Source organism: Chryseobacterium gallinarum, assembly GCF_001021975.1.
Classification (GTDB): Bacteria; Bacteroidota; Bacteroidia; order Flavobacteriales; family Weeksellaceae; genus Chryseobacterium; species Chryseobacterium gallinarum.
The window spans coordinates 3,266,471-3,283,388 of the sequence record NZ_CP009928.1 but is presented as its reverse complement, the minus strand read 5'-3'; the positions used below and the strand labels follow the sequence as shown (position 1 = coordinate 3,283,388).

Below are 16,918 nucleotides of genomic sequence, written 5' to 3'. Positions count from 1 at the left end.
CTGCATTATTTAAACAGAAAAACTTGTTACGGGTGATTTCATAATTTATAAGGGATCAAACACAAAGTTGGGATATCCACGTTCACCATCCACATTCTTCATTTTATTAAACCTTAGTTTAAAATAGAATCCTGCTGCATCTTTTATCACAAAAAAACGGTCCGTATACACAAATGCACCTTGTATTTCAGCAGTTCCGGTGGTCGTTCTCCACTTATCTCCAATTGCCCTTTGATCATTGGAAATGAATTTGCCGGCATCTACATCACTTCGTTTAAAAGCTTTATAAGCCTGGTCCAGGCTGCCTGTCACATTCACCTGATAAGCACTTACTCCTGCTGCGGTATTAGTGATTACAAAATCAGCATAAAAGTAGCTTCCAGCACTGGCTGTTCCCATAAATACTTCATTGGTAAAAGTGGTGAACCCCAAATCCCATTTCTTTTTTTCAGGCTGAATTTTAACAGTTGTCCCAGATGTAAAACTAAAGAAGCTAAAAGTATAGTCCGGATCTTTGGTAATGATATATTCTTTATACTCTGTTGCATCTATATCTGCATATCTGATTTTATACCCACCCGGAGCCCTTACAATCTGAATTTTTTTCCATCCTCTTGAGTCTCCTGACAAAGAAACAGAACCCGGAGGAATATTTGAGCCTGTATCGAGCTTTCTTCCCAAATTCAGTAAGTAAACAGGGTTTTCGGCATCATTATCTTTTACCGGTGCAATTCCTGTGGTCTGGGTCAGAAAATTTCCGTCAGGATTATCAATATATTGCAATACAGCTTGTCCGAAAGGTCCTACCTGTACTGTATTCATAAGGTTTTTGACATCGGCTTCCTTTACCTTGTTAATATCGGTAGCATTCGGAATCTTTGCGACCGCCATTGCTACTGAGCTGTTAAGGATAACACGGTATTCATCCCCGGAGTAAAACCCGAGGTCCCAATCCGTCCGCAAATTAACGGTTTGATTGAGTTTTTTGGTTTCAGGGTTCATATCGCTTAAGTCAATCCAGACCTGGTTTGGCTGTCTTGCACCGTTAACCTCGGGGTCAACAATAGATCCTGTAATTGGCGGTACTGCAACAGGGTCTTCATCTGCTGAAAGACAAGACTGTGTTGCCGTGATTATTAATAGAAATGAAAATATGTTTAAATACTTCATGATATATTTTACTTTTAGAATTGGTACATTAATCTTGCGAAATAGCTTCTGCCATAATATAAATTGAGACGGTCTGATCCGGCTGTATGGGCATTTCCCCCATTCGTTGTACTGTTGACTGAAGTAACGTCAAAAATATTCTTAACTCCTGCGGAAAGTTCCAGGCGATCCTTCCAGAACGGTTGGCTTACAATAAAATCCATCATATGGAAACCATCTGTCTTTCCGATCCTGAAAGCTTCGTTCTCCAGGACATATAATCTTGCGGGACCTGTATATTTATAATAAAGATTGAAAGTGGTATGTATGTTTTTCAGCTTATAGGAAACATTGGCACCTGCCTGGAAATTATATTGGAAATCGGTAGGTGAAGCAATATCCATATCATATCTTGAAACAGAAATTCCATTGAGGGAAGTCCTTACTCCCAAAGAGAACTGGTCTTTAACGAGATTGGCATTGGCTGCAAATAAAAGGCTTCTGTAGGTATCCATATTCAGATACTTGTAAGTAGAAGGTTTTTTTACCATTACCAATTCTATTTTATCTTTCAGATCAACGTAAAGTGCTTCCAGATTATAATTCAGCTTCCATCCGTCTCCCAAAGAAAATCCCTGATCCCAGAAAAGTCCAAGCGAATAGCCATTTTCCGGCTTCAGATCCGCATTACCCTGAATATCATGATTCAGATTAACAAAATAGGTGTACAACTCGTCATAGGTGGGATATCGGTTTGCGGTTCCAAATACTCCTCTGAGATTAGAATTTCCCGAGGTTTTCCATCTGGTGGAGAATGAATAGTTGAACTGATTATCAAAGTTCTCACTCACTGATAATCTGGCACCAGGCCTTACTGAAAACCTATCTGAAATATTCCATTCGGCAGACAGGAAGGTACCATAGGTAAAAATCTTTCTCCGGGCACTATCTTCAAAGAAATTTCCGGCAATAAGTGATGCATATCCATTGGTATGGTCTAATTCATAACCCAGCTGGAAATCAAACTTTTTACTGTTTAAAAAGTTGCTGAACATCCCTCTGGAGTAGATCACATCCGTTTTATAATAAGAATTTTCAGGTTTTTCACTGACTGTAGCCCGGCTAGGAACATCATAGATATAATCAAAATATTTTCTGTCCTGCTTCTGGTACGAAAAATCTCCCATATACCGGATATGCCCGAAGTTAGTTTGAATATTGAACTGATGGATCCACCGGCCTGTATTATATTCTCTATCTGTAGCCCAATATGTAGTTCCTCCATTTCCGTCATTAAGAGATTCCGGGGTAGAAACAGGATTATAAAAATTAAATTTTTCGTTTAAATAAGATATCTTATAAAAAAATGAAGTCTTATTTTTAGCATATCTGACCAAAGCATTGATTTCATATTGGTCCTTGGGATTCCATTCATAGCCTCTCATCGGCTTCTTTTCATCCCCGAAATGTTTATATCCTTTTTTATTGCCTTCGTATCCCATAAACTGATTATGGTTAAAACTGATATTGGCAAACCAGTGGTCATTCAGATTATATCCTGCATTCAGATTCTGAATATGCCTTCCCTTTCCTCTTTTTTTCAGGTCATAGCCATCCCTTACTGTTTCTTCCTGCAGAGCAGCCCTGATGCTTAATTTCTTGTTGCTGTTCTTTTTAGTGATAATATTGATAACTCCTGCCAGGGCTCCATTTCCATATTCCACGCCCATACTTCCTTTTACGATTTCAATACGTTCAATATTGCTCAAACTGATTTTGGTAAGATCTATATTGCTTCCCAACCCCGTATCTCCTACAACAGGAATATTATCGATCAGGATTTTTACATAGTCGCCACCAAGTCCCATGATATTTGCAGTAGAATTTCCTGAGTTGGTATCAGGCGTGATCTGTATATTTAAAGTCTGATTAAGAACGTCAGCAGCATTGGTAGCTGCCATATTTTTAATCTGCTGTTCATCAATAACTTCCACTTTATAGATGGATTTATTAATTGACTTCTGTACATACTGGCCCGTAATGACAACTTCTTCAATTTTCTTTTGATTAAGAGAATCCTTTTCTTGTGCATTTATCCAAAAAGCTATGGATAATGACAGAATGGAAAGCACTTTCTTCTTCATAAGGGTACAAATTTCCGACAAATATAAAACTTTTATTTAGAATCATTAAAAATAAATATATATTTTTGTGTAATAATTCTAAATAAAAATAACGTTATGAAATTACAATTACTTTTAGGAACATTAATGTTTTCAGCATTTACAGTGAAGGCCCAGGTTTCAAGCATCAATGAAAATTTTGACAATTTTACTTCAGGAAACTCCACTTTCCCTCAATCGGGCTGGTCTGCGGTAGTTGCTCCTATGGTAACAGGGACAGCACCATTTCCGGTTCCGCCGAGAATGATTGTAACAACCGGTTCTGATAAAGCTGTTCAGTCTTATTCGGGAACCAACGCCACGGATTCATCGTATTTGATTTCTCCTCAGATCCAGAGTCCGTCCGGAACTAAAACACTTTCTTTTAAAACAACTTTAGTGAGTCCTTCGCCGGGTCCCGGAACCATTCAGGTCGGAGTGGCCAGCAATCCTTCAGATATGTCTACTTTCGTTCCCGTTGGAACTCCTATTAATGTAACCACTATCGGAACCATCCAAAATGAGAGCATTCCTATTCCGGCTGTAACCGGGTCATATCTTGTATTCAAATTTACCCCAAGCAGCCAGCATGTAGCAGTTCAGATCGATGATGTAGTATATGATACTTCTTCTTCATTAAGTGTAAGAGATAACCATCCATCTGCAGGAGAAATCAGGTTTGCAGTAAATGCAGATCAGACCGCATTGGAATTTATTTTTAAAACAGCTCCGAAAAATATCAGGATCTATTCTGCTGTAGGAGAGAAAGTATCTGAGGGTAAATTAATCGGACGTCAATTTGGTATCAGCTCCCTACCATCAGGAGTTTATTTTTTGAATTTTGAAACAGCAGAAGGAAAAACCATTTCGTCCAAATTCGTAAAAAAATAAAAGTATCAGAGTATTTATTTTACTGTAAAACCGGCAGGACTATTGCCGGTTTTTTAGATTTGTAGAAAAGCTTTTGTGTCTTTTGTGGTTTTAATTGTAACCACAGATAACAAAGATAGACACAAATGTTTACGGATAATTTTTGATCTCCGTCCTGATTACAGAAATCTATGATTTTTAAACTTATGTGCTCTTCTTAAACATAATGCTAGAGTCTTTAAAGCTTTTTTGTTATCCTGTTCTTAATTTTTGCTAGCAATGTAAACACGACAAAAATCATATTTTTATTTAGACTTATTAAAAATAATTATATAATTTTGTAGAATAGTTCTAAATAATATAAATGATAATTATGAAAACAAAACTATTATTGGCATCTGTATTGGCTTTATCTGTTCAGCAGACGGTTTTTGCACAGACGGATGCATTAGGATATACCCAGCTGAATATGTCTATGGGCAACAATTACCAGAACCGTGTATTTGTCAACCTGACTGATGGGAACATGGTTTCACAACCAGCCAATACCTGGGATATTGCCTTTTACAGGAATTCTAATTTCGGTTTTGGCTCAAGAGTGAATGATGCCCTTGAAATCGAAGTATATGCCGCTTCTACTAACATGAACGACTGGGATAATATCGATATTAACAATATAGGTTCGTGGGGAGCTCCCCTTTACAATCCGGATCAGACTACTGATCTAAGCCAGGGAGCATTTGAGCAGGGACCAATTACTACCCCATCGTCTCCCAACTACTCTCCAACGGGCTGGGGAGAGTATAATTTTTCAACGCATCGCATTGAAGGAAGGGTTATTTTTGTTCTAAAATACACCAAAACAGGATCTTACGTAAAGTTTGCCATCGATGAAGCATTTGCCGGGTATACTTTCAGATATTCCAAATGGAATGGAAATGCCTGGGGACCTACTGAAACCAGAACAATTACCAACGGAAGTGATGATTCTTTTTTCAACTACTTTTCTTTCTCCACAGGAGCAAAAGTTCCCAATATGGAGCCGTCCAGGAGTGCCTGGGACCTTATGTTTACCAAATACTATACCTTCTATAATAACATCATGATGTACCCTCTTTCCGGAGCTATTCAAAACCCTAATGTAAAGGTAGCCATGGTACAACCGGAAATTCAGGCCACTTCAGCCTATTCAATACCTGCCAGCACCAACTTCTCTTCCAATATTACAACGGTAGGACATTCATGGAAAGGAATCGGCACAGTGAAAAGTGATGTAGTGTATTACATCAAAAAAGGAAATGATTACTATAGAATGTATTTTATTACCAACGGGGGAGCTACCACCGGAGACATGTATTTTAAATATAAAAACATCACCCAGACTTTAGGAATCAAAGAAGTGGATAAAAAAGCTTCTTTTGGAATTTATCCCAATCCTGCAACCGCCGATAAAAAAGTTACAGTTTTGTTTGATATTAAAGAGAAAGCCAGCAATAAAGGAAAAGTTGAGGTTTATGACCTTACAGGAAAAACAGTCTATTCTGCGGATCTTGCTAATCAGGCAGGCTTCTACAGACAGGACTTAAATTTATCTCACCTTGCTTCCGGAAATTATCTTGTAAAGATTACCTATGGAGGAACTACTGAAACGAAAAAACTCATCGTGAAATAATTTTATTTAATACTTTCTATTTTTTCTAATAAAAAGGCGGTTTCAGAATGTTGAAACCGCCTTTTGACATGGGACATTTAATATATTTTAAATCCTTTGTAAACTTCTGTTGTGCTTTCCATCATCTTGGAAGCATCCCTGCGGAAATCCAGCAGATGGTCCTGACCATTGTGCCTGTTATGATGTTCAACACTTTCCCATAATTCAATCAGGAAGAAAGTTCCTTTATTGTCTTTGTCTTCAATAAGGTCATACTGAAGGCAGCCTTCTTCTTTTCTGGTTTCCTTTACAAGATTCTGAAACAGCTCTACTGCTTCCATCAGGTAATTTTCATTAAACTTAAAAAGTGCAATGATATGTAAGTTCATGTTTCAATATTTAGTGATGTAAAAGTAAAATATTTTCAAAACCAAATATATTTTTGAAGCCTTTATTTTTCCACATCGGGTTATATTTTCAGCTTAGCACTGATTTATAAATAGTTATAGAACTCATTATGATCACCAGTATTCCGATCACTAAAAACATCTTTTTTACAGGAAGCTTTGCTGTAAGCATTGCAGAAAATGGAGCTGTTATGATTCCTCCGATCAAAAGTCCGAGGATAATATTCCAGTGCTGAATCCCCAGGGTAAAGAAAAAGGTAACCGCTGCCGTAATGGTGAGAATACATTTGGCTACGGTAGAGCTTCCCACCGCAAACCTTGGAGTAAATGCATTTTTAATCAATGTTCCGGTTACTAAAGGTCCCCATCCTCCTCCTGCAAATGAATCTATAAAACCTCCGATAAGTCCAAGGCCTGTCAGATTGGTTTTTCTTTTAAGGGCTTTGTTCTGTTTTTCTTTGAAAGCATTGGACAGGATCCGGAAACCTAAATACAAAGTATAAAATGCAATAAGGATTTTTGTAATTTTAGCATAATATTCTCCGAGGTAAGTGAGGCAAACAGCTCCGATAATCGCCCCAATAACAGCAGGAACAGTCAGTTTTTTTACCAGGCTTTTGCTTACATTTCTGAGTTTTACATGGCTTATACTACCGGCTGCAGTGGTAAAACTTTCTGCTGAATGAATACTTGCACTTACAATATGGGGAGGGATATTCAGAAACATCAACGTTGTGGTACAAATTACTCCATAACCCATTCCCATAGATCCGGCTACAATTTCAGCGAAAATGCCCACCAGAAGCATCCAGTAAAAAATGTAATGATCTTTTGCCAGTACTGTTAAAAGTTCATCCATATACCCTAGTTCATACATGGAAAAACCTGTAATAGATAACAAGGCAAGGGTTATGAAAAGGATATTAAGTCTGATCTGGATTTTTCTTGAAATTACCATATTATTGTTACTTCAGTGTTTGCGGTTCCATTTGACAACAATATCATTGGACCATGCAAATATCTGATAAAATAATTATCCTACAAAACAGATAGACTAATAATTCAAAAAAAGGACCGGGTTAATCAACCAGATCCATTAAAGTTTTTTTCTCCAGAATATTCAGTGAGGCATCCCTGACTTCGATGAGGACATCGTGGAGCCCGCAATGCTCTTCATTACAGTCTTCACATTTTTCATAAAAATTCAGACTTACACAAGGTAGCATGGCAATAGGCCCGTTAACAAGACGGATAATTTTTGCCAGTTTAACGTTTTCAGGATTTTCCCTGAAGAAATACCCCCCTCCTTTTCCTTTTTTACTATCAAGGATGTCCGCTTTTTTCAATTCAAGCAGGATATTTTCCAAAAACTTTAAAGGAATCTTTTTATGTTCCGCAATTTCGGAAATAAGAATCGGACCGTCATTTCTTTTTTCTACAAGATATGAAAGTGCCTTAAACGCATATTGAGATTTTTTCGAAAGCATTACAGCAAAAATAAGAAAATTGTTTGAAATGACTAAAATAAGTAAAAAGGTAAAATGATAAAAACAATAATTATTTGGCTTTTCACTTTTTTGTCTTTTTATCATTAAATCATTAAGTTTGCTTTTATGTTCAGTAAACAAGAAGCACAGCAATTAAAGAAAGAGTTTTGGACAGCTTTTGGGAAATCTTTTCCAAGAAAATGGATCCTCTATGATACCAAGGTTAAAGATTTAGCCTTTAAATTTTCTGCTGATAATAAAAAAGCAGAGGTTTCTTTAGACATCGAAATGAAAGATGAAATTTTCAGAAATGCCTATTATGAAAAAATCTGGTCTTTGGAAGATATTTTAAAAGATTTCATCGGTGATTTTCATAAAGAGGAATATTTCACTTTGGAAAACGGAAAGATCATCAGTAAAATCTGGGTAGAAAAACACGGGGTTTCAATTTTTAATAAAAGTACATGGCAAGAAATTTATGAATTTTTTGTAGACAAAATGGACGGATTTGAACGTTTTTACTACGAGTATGAGGATTTTATAAAGGATATATGATATACTTGCGAAATAATTACTATTTTACGCCTTCAACTAAGATAAAAAAGAAACTTATCTTTGTCCCCCCACACACCACTAAACTAATAGATGAAATTAAATAATATGATTAAAAATGAGAAAAGTGTACAAAAACATTTTTGGAGAAGTCATTTCCAAAAACAACGCTGTGAAGCTAGATGAATATCACCTGTATTATTACCAGGAGCATTCGGATTTACTGAAAGAAATTGAATTTATCAGTGAAGACAGTATATACAACATCAATTACTTCCTGAGTGAAGAAGATGATGAGGAACAAATTGTAGAATACCTGAAAGAAAAATCAGACTTCTTCGATATTGAAAGAAGAGAAATTGCTGATGGATTTATTATTTCCACCAATAAGCTTTATTCGTTATCTGTAGATGATCATCCACTTATTTCCAAGACCGTTTTCAAAACGGATGATCCTGAAAATTTTATCTGTTCCCAGGTTATTGATGAAAATACCCAGGAACCGCAGCTGGAAAAAACCATAAAATGCTGGTATACCACGGACGAAAACGGGGAAAAATATGCCGCAATTGAATGCAGCTACCAGGAAGACGGTAAACTGGAACTTGCTGTTGACAAAACCTCTGATCCTGATAATGAACAAAACTGGGCCCATTATGATTATGATACCTTCCAGGATCTTCAGGACAAAATAGCAACAGATATCAGTTATTACAGAACAGCCAACCTGCTTCCTAAAGAGGCTTTTCAAAAATAACATTATCTTATTTAGCTACATCTATTACATTTATTCTATATAATGGCAGAGCATATGTGGGTTAGTATTATTGATTTTGATGGCGAAAGGTAAATGGGTACCCAATTTAAAAAATTAATTAACACTCCCCTATTTCTATATAAATAAAACCTTCATTGTTGTGAAGGTTTTTGTTTTTATTCTGGCATGAGCAGGATGCTGGCTAGCAAGAGCAAATATTTTACTGGATAAAAATATTGTCGCTAAAATTTTAGATATACAAAAACTAAAAGAGAACGATAGACAGCATGTCTTCGCTCTCCTTGGTGCGTTCCTTAAACAAACTAAACTGCAAAGCATTTTATAAACAACAAAGCCACCTAATCGGTGACTTTGTTGTATTAATACTATTTAGTATTTTGAATTAATGGAAAAAAATAAAAATAGAGTACAAATATTATTAGAGGTGTACACAAAATAATATTCCAAAAGCTTTTTTTAAAGATAAGAACCTTTATAAAAAGATAAGCTGATATAATTAAACCTATTAAATTCGCCGGAAAGCAAAAAAATAAATATATTTTTTTAGCTGTCCCACTATATGTATAAATCTCTCCAAAAACATCTATTAAAAGATAAATGAAAAAGTTAATAATAAATATTCCCAGTGGAATATAAGCCACTTTAAGTATTCTTATTTTTTCCATCCAACTTTGTTATAATTATATCCATTAGTAATTGCACGCTGATCCGCTTGTGAATCTTTCCCTTTCCCTGTTAAAATGCTACTTGTATTTGCTCCATTTTTCAAAACATCTAAAGGAGCTCCAATCATTTGGAAAGCCTTACCTGTCATGAAGTTACCCGCATCATATACATTATACAATGTATTTGTTCCTTCAAATCTTATGAAGCCACCCGTTCCATCCGGAGGAGTTGCACCACCACCTTGCGATGGAGGATAATTACCTCCTTCTTGCACAACTGCTCCCATATCTCCTGCAAAATCAAATTGCCCATGACCTAATGAGCCCATATACATCATCCAAGGAGCCATAATATATGATTGTTCACCAAATGCTTGAAGATATTGAGCAGTATCTTTTATATCTCCTATTCCTACTTGATTGAAACTATCCGCCATCTGTTGAGCTGAATATGGAGAGAATAACCTTATTCCAGCATCTTCTAGTTCGTAATCGTTCATTGTTCTTCCATATGAGGCAATAGCATCTAATTGCTCTTGATCAAATTTTGAATCATTAACGTTTAACTGGTTACCGTTTTCATCAACAACAGTATGAGGAATGCTTGGGTCTTGCACTTCAATTTGTGTTACATATCCTTGAGCATTGACTTTGATAATATCTTCATTTTGCCTCCCGTCAGGATCGATAAAACGAATCGGATTATTAAAGGCATAAGTATATGGACCCCATCTTCTTGATTTTTCTGCTAAAGGATCTGCCACGCCCCATCTTCCTAAGTCAGACATATACATCCTTGCCCCATAATCATACATACCTGTTTCCTGTAGCTCCTTTCCATTGTACTTATAATTAAAGTACCCTCCTAAAAGCCCTTTTCCCTGGCCAATATGGTTTAACCCGAACGGATAATAATTGTTAGTATCCGTCACTTGAGCAGCACCTGCGCTGTTTTTAGTATAGCTTACCTTCGCATTTCCAAGGTGATCCCTGTATTGGTAAATATAACGGTTTTCCTGAAAACTATAAAATCCTTCTGCCGTTGGTACAAAATCAAGACGCCATTCCCGAGTAATAACGCCCGGCTCAAGAATTTCCCCGGATTCCTTATAAGCCTCCTTTTCAAAAGCTACGCTTGTACGGCACACCATAGGCAAGGTTCAATAACTTCACTAAATTTGTACTGAAAACCATCCAGGTAATCGATAATATTATTAGTGGTTGATTGTCCCCTCCCGCCTCCTGAACTATTGAGTTTACGGAGTTTTACCCCATCTGCACGATAAAGGTATTGCAACCTGAAATTCTTAGTCCCGAAAAAAGGATCAGAGCTTATTTATCTTGTTCTATTTTCATATACAAAACAGAACAAGAAATCACCGCATTTGCAGTAGTTTTATTGTTATCACGGCACAAACGTAACGCTTACGCCAGCAGTGGGTAGCTGCACTGTAAAAATAAAAAGAGACCGTCTTACAACTCGTGAAAACGGCCTTTTTTAAAATTTTTCTGTATCACTATACGAAGAAGGTTTTCGTTTAAATGATTCTCAACCCATCAACTAGTTGTCATACACTTTCTTACTTTTATACATTCCAAAGTTTAAAAAAATGTTCAGGTAATACTTCCTTTATCTCAAAATGATTTTTAAAATAATCATAATCTAAATTTTCATCCATCCAATATCCTAATTCATTTCTTTCATTAGGCAACTTAAGTATAGGAACTTTATTTTCATCTAAACCAATTTCTCTTTTTACTTCGTACTTGTAATTCCAATCATTATACTCAAATTCTAATACCCAGTATTTTACGTTATCCTGTTCGTTAGGTTTATGTGGAAAAATTTTTCCCAATAATTTTCCTAAAATGCCAGATTTTTTTTGAGGATTAGTAGATTTTGGCATTACTTCTATTTCTATATATTTCTTCATTTTACCTCGTTCTTAAATGATAATGTCCTGCTTCTCTCAATCCTAAATTATCACTAACTGGCAAACTCGTACGCCTAATCATTTGATTAATTTTCTGCATTCCTGGACTTGGAATTTTATTTAAATGTATAGGGCTTGCTCCCCATTTAAAACCAACCGTTCCTTGGTCAAGAGTCTTACTAAATGTGTTACCTGGAGTTAATGAGAATTTATTATCTGCCCCTCTAAACCATTGATTAGCTGGGCCAGACATTTTAGCACTTAATCCTAAAGATACTACTCCTATTGCTGCACCAAAATAATTACATTCAGAAGCATCATTAATTGTTTGTGCAGTTCCCGCTATAAATCCTAAAGGTGGAACTACAGCGCTTGCTATTGCTGGCATTATAGGATTTGTATCGACCATTACAATATCGAAATTACTCTTACCTTGAAATGGGCTTGGAGAACTAATTGTTGCATCACCTGAAGAAGCATAATCCATCGGAACTGGTTCAGGACTTTGAGTTGTTAATGACCAACTTTTAGAATAGACTTCTCCATTATTATCATAAGAAGCCGCATAATGAGATGTTGTTGACGTAGTTCCGTCATCTCGTGTTTTTTGTCCTCTTACACTCCATACATCAGAATTTTTATAAACTTGAGATTCATAGCCAAGATCAGATTTTGCATTGGCATATCTTTGTGCATTTCTCCTTGCTCCAGACCAAGTAACTCTATGCCAGAAGCTATCAGGGTTTGGATTTTCTGGAATCATTCCAGTTGGGTCAATAAATCTAACAGGATTATTCATTGCATAGGTATATGGCGACCAGCTCGGCATTTTCTCTGCTAACGGATCGATAACCCCATCTTCCAATATCCGGCATGTAGAATCTTGCCCCATAATCATACATACCTGTCTCTTGCAGCTCCTTACCATTGTACTTGTAATTATAAGCTGAATTTCCTGTTAATACATTATAACCTTCATGCTTCAAGCCAAAGGGATAATAATTACTTTCTTCAATAACCTCTATTCCGGATTCGCTGTTCATATAACTTAATCGTACATTTCCTAAGTGATCCGTATAGTTGTAAATATACTTATTTTACAAAAACAGGCTGCTTTGAAAAGCAAACTGTTTATTTTTATTCTAGGCACAAGAAAGATGCTTATACCAGTTTGGGGAAAGTTTTCTAAAATTATTCAACTTTTTTTTTCTCAACTTTACTCGTTGGAATACTAAACTTCTCAAAAATTTCTTTTATTTTATTTTCTTCTTCTGGTAAAGAATAATTTATTAGATTCATTTTCATATCAAATAGAAGAAACCATTGATAAGGATCATTAGAAATGTTATCATTAGATGTGGTAAATTTTAAGTCAGAGTTGTTTGAAATAGATTTATTTATAATGGCTTTATTTAAAAAGTTAAGATCTTCAGGAGTATTACCCTTTAATAGTAAATTAAATTTTTTATACTTAAAGAAGGTTAAATTTTTAGCTTTAGGATTTATATTAATATCACTATTATTTTCCCTAGTGATGGTAATCATATATCCTTGATTCTCGTAATATAAACTTGATACATAAATTGATGATAAAGTTGGTGTAAAATTTTCATCATTATTTGTATAAATAAATGCATCAATAAAATTATTAATTTTATAATTTTTTGATATGCATGGAATTTGCGACCAACCTAACTGGGATATCAGAATCAGAACTAGTAATAATTTAGATAATGATATATAATGATGTACCAAAATAATTAAACAACTTTTGATTTAAAATTTTTGGCTGATATTAATTATTTGACATATACAAAAATACTCAAAAGCATTCGTCAAGAATGCTTTTTTATTTACGTAATAAGACAAATTAATTCAATCTCGTACGAAATATTTTCAAATATAAATTACGGTTTTCCACACTAAATAAGGTATTTAACATAATATAAATGATAATGTTAATTTATACAAAATTGAAGCAAGTAGAATACAAATTTTAACATAATCTGACAAATTTAACTATTAAAAAAATTTAAAAACCTTCTAGCAAGTCCAAATCTGTTATTAGCAGTTTCCATCTCATTATTATTCTCGTCTTCTTGTTGCACATGATAAATCTTAAGATAATTTAGAAACTCCTTTTTGATTTGTTTGTTAATATCTCTCATATTTTTGTACAAAGATACATTCACTACGGCTAATAAATAACTCTTTAGCTGATCCCCTATTTCAATTTGAAACTCTGAGTGCACTTTTTTACTGATATTTTCAGCTCTAAATTCTACATATTTTTTCTTACTTTCATTACTCAATAATGTAAAAATGCATTTATAGTCAAAACGAGATCGTAACTCTGGTGAAATTCTATTCTTGAAATCATCTTTTGAAATATTTGAAGTAAAAACAATAATAAAACCATTTAAATCTATTTCTTCACCCATAGAACTTGTCATCTTACCGCTTTCCAAAACTTCTAAAAAATAATTAAAAAGAGTGGAATTTGACTTTTCAAATTCATCGATTAACAGAAGTCCAATATCAGTTTCTCTAACTTTCATAAATATTTCTCCATCTTCACTGCCAATATATCCTCTTGCAGAACCAATTAGCGAACTTAGTGAAAACTCATTACTGTAGTTCCCGAAATTAATTTTTGCAAATTTCTTTTCTCCATTCAAGCAATTGAAAATATTTCGTGCAACTTCTGTTTTACCAACACCAGATTCACCCATTAAAAAGAAAGATAAAATCTTATGTTCACCTAGTTTATTAAAAATTCGAAATGTTCTTATTTGTTCCTCGAAATCATCTTTAAATTTTGCATGACCATATAATTTTGATCTAAAATTTTCAAAAAATTCAAATAATTCTGAATCAGTTAGGTCAATTATTTTTCTGTGTCTTTTTGAAATTATAGAATTCTCCCCAACAGGCGTTAAATTTCTTTCTTTTCTAATAAATATGTCTTTATCAACATTTTCAAAACTGTCAAATACAAAACGTAGTTCGTATTCTAGAGCTTCTCGTTTAGAAATATCACATATGAAAATTTGCATTTCGTTAAAACGACCACTTATCTCTTCAAATATTGACTGTATTTTGATGTATTCAGTCATTGCAGAAATATCGATTATTTCTGTTTCTGTATCTATTTCATCTATTAAAGAAACATTATGCAAAAATTTGGTAATGCTAATTATTGTAAAGCCTTCTACTTCCTTTGATTCCTTAAAATCATAATAGTCATCTTTTTCGTAAAATAATAAAGTCATTGTTAATATATTATCATTTAATATTTACATTTTGAATAATTGCCAATAAATCAATATAATAATATTCTTTCCCATCTCCTGAACTTGTAAAATTGAATGTTTGATTTTCCTCATTCGTTGTATAATGACTTTCTTCAATCTCAGAATCATCAGTAGTAGCAGTTGCTGTTGTTTGAAAAGTATTTTGAAGTTGTCCTAATTCTTGAAAATATTGGAAAGAATTTTTTAAATCATCGATTTTTATTTTTCCTTTATATAATCCAATTATAGAAACTTTTCCTACAAATAAATCGTCAACACTATAAGAACTTTCAAATTCACTCTCAAATGTTAATGGAATTTTTATTAATATGTTTTCATCGTTTTTTATTGCACCTTTAATTTTATATGCATAATCCTTAAACATTGAATTAAAAAGATTATTCATATCTAATCCATTTGTACCTGGAACGACTAAATCTTTCATAGCCCCACTATTCATAAATTTTACCATTCTTAATTCAGCTTCATTTTCCAAAGTTAGTTTTACATCATCAATTTTTATTAATTGTCCTTCAGAAACATTGTCAAAACCATTAAAATTGTTACAGTTTTTAACAACTTCATCTAGAATTACAGATTTCGTTGTTTTTATTTCAAAAGTTTCTAACACTTTTTTAGAACCAGAGCCTTTTATATTTCCACCAGCTTCAGCTTCACCAAGTTTAAAAATATCAAGAATATTAAATCCTAATTTTGTTTTTAAGTAAGCCTCTCCTTCAATACTTTTATCTTTTTCAACTGTCTGTCCAGCAAGAAGCATATTATTAAGCATCATTTTTATTTCGTAAACTTTAGGAAAATTTATATAGTAAATATTAAAAATCATTTTGTATACATTATATAATTTAAATAGTAATTTATTAAAGTGTTAATAGCACATTTTTAATTTGTAATTTATGAACAATGTTTGAATTAAGAAACTTAATTTTTGATTATTAGTGAACTGTATCAACTACTACATGCACTCAAAAAGTTTGTATATACAAAGTTGTATACATATTCTAAAATTCAATTATTATGAAATCATTAAAAGAATTCATCGCAGAAAATTTAGAAAGTCCAACTGTTCCCACTGTTCAAGAAAGCACTGAAAAAGAGGTTGATGAAAATGACAATCAACAACCAACTGTTCAAGAGGGTGAAAATAAGGAAACTGAAGAAAAATAACATTTAAACTTAAAAATTATGAATGTTAAAGAACTTTCTCTAACAGTTTTATTTAAAATAAAATTCTTATACAAAATACTTGTCTTTTTCGATTTTGTATGTAGATATAGACGATTACCAAAGTCCATTGCATTAACAGACAAAAGAGATTTGATAAGAATTAATGGATATTTATTTGGTTTTTATTCAAATTTTTGGATGCATGGTGAAACCCCAGTTGAAGATATTAAATGGACGGAAAGATAAAGACTCTATTTTGTTTCATCTAATATTCTGTTAGAGGGTTATTTAAATTTTCACAATTTAAATTATGCCATTCATTTTGTAAATTTATATTTAATTCATTATTTGGATTTGAATCTACATAATGATGATTGTCAATTTTACTTTCAGCAATTATTGAAATTGTAAAATAAAAATATTTACTGAGATTAGTAAATAGATAATCAACTAGCTTTTGTGAATCATGATTATTTTTGTAGTATAATATGAAAGTACTTTCATTAAAAGATTTAATCTCTTTTATTGGAGTGTTTCCTAAAACACATAAAAGATATCTTTTTGCTTCTTTATAATCTGTAAAATGTTTATCACATTTAATAGTATCGTAAGAACAATGATATTGTCTCATTGTTGTTGTTTTTTCGCAAAACTAACACTATAAAATTTCAAAAACAATCAGTGTTTTTACGGAAATCCGTATTGAGATTCTTTTTTTTATTTATAATAAACCCTCTATTTTAGAGGGTTTTGCGTTTTTCAGCCTTAAATCTTTTTTATAT

The 16,918-nt window shown here is 33.5% G+C and carries 20 protein-coding genes; 6 read left to right on the top strand and 14 right to left on the bottom strand.

Annotated features, from left to right (window positions below; genetic code table 11):
- Positions 1-45: 45 nt before the first annotated feature.
- Together OK18_RS14655 and OK18_RS14650 are read right to left on the bottom strand one after the other, a co-directional pair.
- Positions 46-1,170, bottom strand: a complete 1,125-nt coding sequence (locus OK18_RS14655) for an HmuY family protein (RefSeq protein WP_053328467.1) — start codon at positions 1,168-1,170, stop codon at positions 46-48.
- A gap of 14 nt (positions 1,171-1,184) precedes the next feature.
- On the bottom strand, positions 1,185-3,293 hold the full coding sequence (locus tag OK18_RS14650) for a TonB-dependent receptor plug domain-containing protein (RefSeq protein ID WP_053328466.1): 2,109 nt from the start codon (positions 3,291-3,293) through the stop codon (positions 1,185-1,187).
- A 96-nt stretch (positions 3,294-3,389) separates the two neighbouring features.
- Here OK18_RS14650 and OK18_RS14645 point away from each other — a divergent pair, with 96 nt between their 5' ends.
- Together OK18_RS14645 and OK18_RS14640 are read left to right on the top strand one after the other, a co-directional pair.
- Positions 3,390-4,202 (top strand): T9SS-dependent choice-of-anchor J family protein, encoded by an 813-nt coding sequence (locus tag OK18_RS14645; RefSeq protein ID WP_053328465.1) that lies wholly within the window; start codon positions 3,390-3,392, stop codon positions 4,200-4,202.
- A gap of 352 nt (positions 4,203-4,554) precedes the next feature.
- The gene (locus tag OK18_RS14640) at positions 4,555-5,853 is read left to right on the top strand and encodes a T9SS type A sorting domain-containing protein (RefSeq protein ID WP_053328464.1); all 1,299 of its coding nucleotides are present in this window, start codon (positions 4,555-4,557) and stop codon (positions 5,851-5,853) included.
- Between the two features lie 77 nt (positions 5,854-5,930).
- Here the strand turns inward: OK18_RS14640 and OK18_RS14635 are convergent, their stop codons facing one another.
- The 3 genes from OK18_RS14635 to OK18_RS14625 form a co-directional block, all read right to left on the bottom strand.
- Positions 5,931-6,221: a putative quinol monooxygenase gene (locus OK18_RS14635; RefSeq protein WP_053328463.1), complete on the bottom strand. Its 291-nt coding sequence runs from the start codon at positions 6,219-6,221 to the stop codon at positions 5,931-5,933.
- Between the two features lie 88 nt (positions 6,222-6,309).
- Complete coding sequence (locus OK18_RS14630; protein WP_050022644.1) at positions 6,310-7,197, bottom strand: sulfite exporter TauE/SafE family protein; 888 nt, start codon at positions 7,195-7,197, stop codon at positions 6,310-6,312.
- A 121-nt stretch (positions 7,198-7,318) separates the two neighbouring features.
- A complete protein-coding gene (locus tag OK18_RS14625; RefSeq protein WP_050022643.1) occupies positions 7,319-7,726 on the bottom strand; it encodes an RrF2 family transcriptional regulator in 408 nt (135 codons plus the stop codon).
- Between the two features lie 126 nt (positions 7,727-7,852).
- Here OK18_RS14625 and OK18_RS14620 point away from each other — a divergent pair, with 126 nt between their 5' ends.
- Positions 7,853-8,281 (top strand): DUF4268 domain-containing protein, encoded by a 429-nt coding sequence (locus tag OK18_RS14620; RefSeq protein ID WP_053328462.1) that lies wholly within the window; start codon positions 7,853-7,855, stop codon positions 8,279-8,281.
- 115 nt (positions 8,282-8,396) lie between these two features.
- A complete protein-coding gene (locus OK18_RS14615) occupies positions 8,397-9,035 on the top strand; it encodes a hypothetical protein (protein WP_053328461.1) in 639 nt (212 codons plus the stop codon).
- 673 nt (positions 9,036-9,708) lie between these two features.
- On the opposite strand, the gene OK18_RS21895 is transcribed toward OK18_RS14615, so the two are convergent.
- The 8 genes from OK18_RS21895 to OK18_RS14575 form a co-directional block, all read right to left on the bottom strand.
- Positions 9,709-10,872: an RHS repeat-associated core domain-containing protein gene (locus tag OK18_RS21895; RefSeq protein ID WP_053328459.1), complete on the bottom strand. Its 1,164-nt coding sequence runs from the start codon at positions 10,870-10,872 to the stop codon at positions 9,709-9,711.
- Positions 10,851-11,018: a hypothetical protein gene (locus OK18_RS21290; RefSeq protein ID WP_156173294.1), complete on the bottom strand. Its 168-nt coding sequence runs from the start codon at positions 11,016-11,018 to the stop codon at positions 10,851-10,853. The genes OK18_RS21895 and OK18_RS21290 overlap by 22 nt, the downstream gene beginning before the upstream one ends.
- A 289-nt stretch (positions 11,019-11,307) precedes the next feature.
- Positions 11,308-11,655: a hypothetical protein gene (locus OK18_RS14600; protein WP_053328458.1), complete on the bottom strand. Its 348-nt coding sequence runs from the start codon at positions 11,653-11,655 to the stop codon at positions 11,308-11,310.
- A gap of 1 nt (position 11,656) precedes the next feature.
- Positions 11,657-12,454 (bottom strand): hypothetical protein, encoded by a 798-nt coding sequence (locus tag OK18_RS21955; RefSeq protein ID WP_053328457.1) that lies wholly within the window; start codon positions 12,452-12,454, stop codon positions 11,657-11,659.
- Positions 12,447-12,698, bottom strand: a complete 252-nt coding sequence (locus OK18_RS21715; RefSeq protein ID WP_053328456.1) for an RHS repeat-associated core domain-containing protein — start codon at positions 12,696-12,698, stop codon at positions 12,447-12,449. The genes OK18_RS21955 and OK18_RS21715 overlap by 8 nt, the downstream gene beginning before the upstream one ends.
- A gap of 148 nt (positions 12,699-12,846) precedes the next feature.
- Entirely contained in the window at positions 12,847-13,200 is a 354-nt protein-coding gene (locus tag OK18_RS14585; RefSeq protein WP_053328455.1) for a hypothetical protein, read from the bottom strand.
- A 470-nt stretch (positions 13,201-13,670) separates the two neighbouring features.
- On the bottom strand, positions 13,671-14,927 hold the full coding sequence (locus OK18_RS14580; protein WP_053328454.1) for an AAA family ATPase: 1,257 nt from the start codon (positions 14,925-14,927) through the stop codon (positions 13,671-13,673).
- Between the two features lie 13 nt (positions 14,928-14,940).
- Positions 14,941-15,795: a hypothetical protein gene (locus OK18_RS14575; RefSeq protein ID WP_228377620.1), complete on the bottom strand. Its 855-nt coding sequence runs from the start codon at positions 15,793-15,795 to the stop codon at positions 14,941-14,943.
- A gap of 191 nt (positions 15,796-15,986) precedes the next feature.
- On the opposite strand from OK18_RS14575, the gene OK18_RS21285 reads away from it, so the two are divergent.
- A complete protein-coding gene (locus tag OK18_RS21285) occupies positions 15,987-16,136 on the top strand; it encodes a hypothetical protein (RefSeq protein ID WP_156173293.1) in 150 nt (49 codons plus the stop codon).
- 18 nt (positions 16,137-16,154) lie between these two features.
- Positions 16,155-16,382 (top strand): hypothetical protein, encoded by a 228-nt coding sequence (locus OK18_RS14570; RefSeq protein ID WP_053328453.1) that lies wholly within the window; start codon positions 16,155-16,157, stop codon positions 16,380-16,382.
- A 19-nt stretch (positions 16,383-16,401) separates the two neighbouring features.
- Here OK18_RS14570 and OK18_RS14565 read toward each other — a convergent pair whose 3' ends face one another.
- Positions 16,402-16,767, bottom strand: a complete 366-nt coding sequence (locus OK18_RS14565; protein ID WP_053328452.1) for a hypothetical protein — start codon at positions 16,765-16,767, stop codon at positions 16,402-16,404.
- Positions 16,768-16,918 lie beyond the last annotated feature (151 nt).

Coding starts and splice junctions, on each gene's coding strand:
- OK18_RS14655 (WP_053328467.1), bottom strand. CDS start 1,170: ATGAAGTATTTAAACATATTTTCATTTCTATTAATAATCACGGCAACA.
- OK18_RS14650 (WP_053328466.1), bottom strand. CDS start 3,293: ATGAAGAAGAAAGTGCTTTCCATTCTGTCATTATCCATAGCTTTTTGG.
- OK18_RS14645 (WP_053328465.1), top strand. CDS start 3,390: ATGAAATTACAATTACTTTTAGGAACATTAATGTTTTCAGCATTTACA.
- OK18_RS14640 (WP_053328464.1), top strand. CDS start 4,555: ATGAAAACAAAACTATTATTGGCATCTGTATTGGCTTTATCTGTTCAG.
- OK18_RS14635 (WP_053328463.1), bottom strand. CDS start 6,221: ATGAACTTACATATCATTGCACTTTTTAAGTTTAATGAAAATTACCTG.
- OK18_RS14630 (WP_050022644.1), bottom strand. CDS start 7,197: ATGGTAATTTCAAGAAAAATCCAGATCAGACTTAATATCCTTTTCATA.
- OK18_RS14625 (WP_050022643.1), bottom strand. CDS start 7,726: ATGCTTTCGAAAAAATCTCAATATGCGTTTAAGGCACTTTCATATCTT.
- OK18_RS14620 (WP_053328462.1), top strand. CDS start 7,853: ATGTTCAGTAAACAAGAAGCACAGCAATTAAAGAAAGAGTTTTGGACA.
- OK18_RS14615 (WP_053328461.1), top strand. CDS start 8,397: ATGAGAAAAGTGTACAAAAACATTTTTGGAGAAGTCATTTCCAAAAAC.
- OK18_RS21895 (WP_053328459.1), bottom strand. CDS start 10,872: ATGGTGTGCCGTACAAGCGTAGCTTTTGAAAAGGAGGCTTATAAGGAA.
- OK18_RS14600 (WP_053328458.1), bottom strand. CDS start 11,655: ATGAAGAAATATATAGAAATAGAAGTAATGCCAAAATCTACTAATCCT.
- OK18_RS21955 (WP_053328457.1), bottom strand. CDS start 12,454: ATGAATAATCCTGTTAGATTTATTGACCCAACTGGAATGATTCCAGAA.
- OK18_RS21715 (WP_053328456.1), bottom strand. CDS start 12,698: ATGAACAGCGAATCCGGAATAGAGGTTATTGAAGAAAGTAATTATTAT.
- OK18_RS14585 (WP_053328455.1), bottom strand. CDS start 13,200: ATGATTACCATCACTAGGGAAAATAATAGTGATATTAATATAAATCCT.
- OK18_RS14580 (WP_053328454.1), bottom strand. CDS start 14,927: ATGACTTTATTATTTTACGAAAAAGATGACTATTATGATTTTAAGGAA.
- OK18_RS14575 (WP_228377620.1), bottom strand. CDS start 15,795: ATGATTTTTAATATTTACTATATAAATTTTCCTAAAGTTTACGAAATA.
- OK18_RS21285 (WP_156173293.1), top strand. CDS start 15,987: ATGAAATCATTAAAAGAATTCATCGCAGAAAATTTAGAAAGTCCAACT.
- OK18_RS14570 (WP_053328453.1), top strand. CDS start 16,155: ATGAATGTTAAAGAACTTTCTCTAACAGTTTTATTTAAAATAAAATTC.
- OK18_RS14565 (WP_053328452.1), bottom strand. CDS start 16,767: ATGAGACAATATCATTGTTCTTACGATACTATTAAATGTGATAAACAT.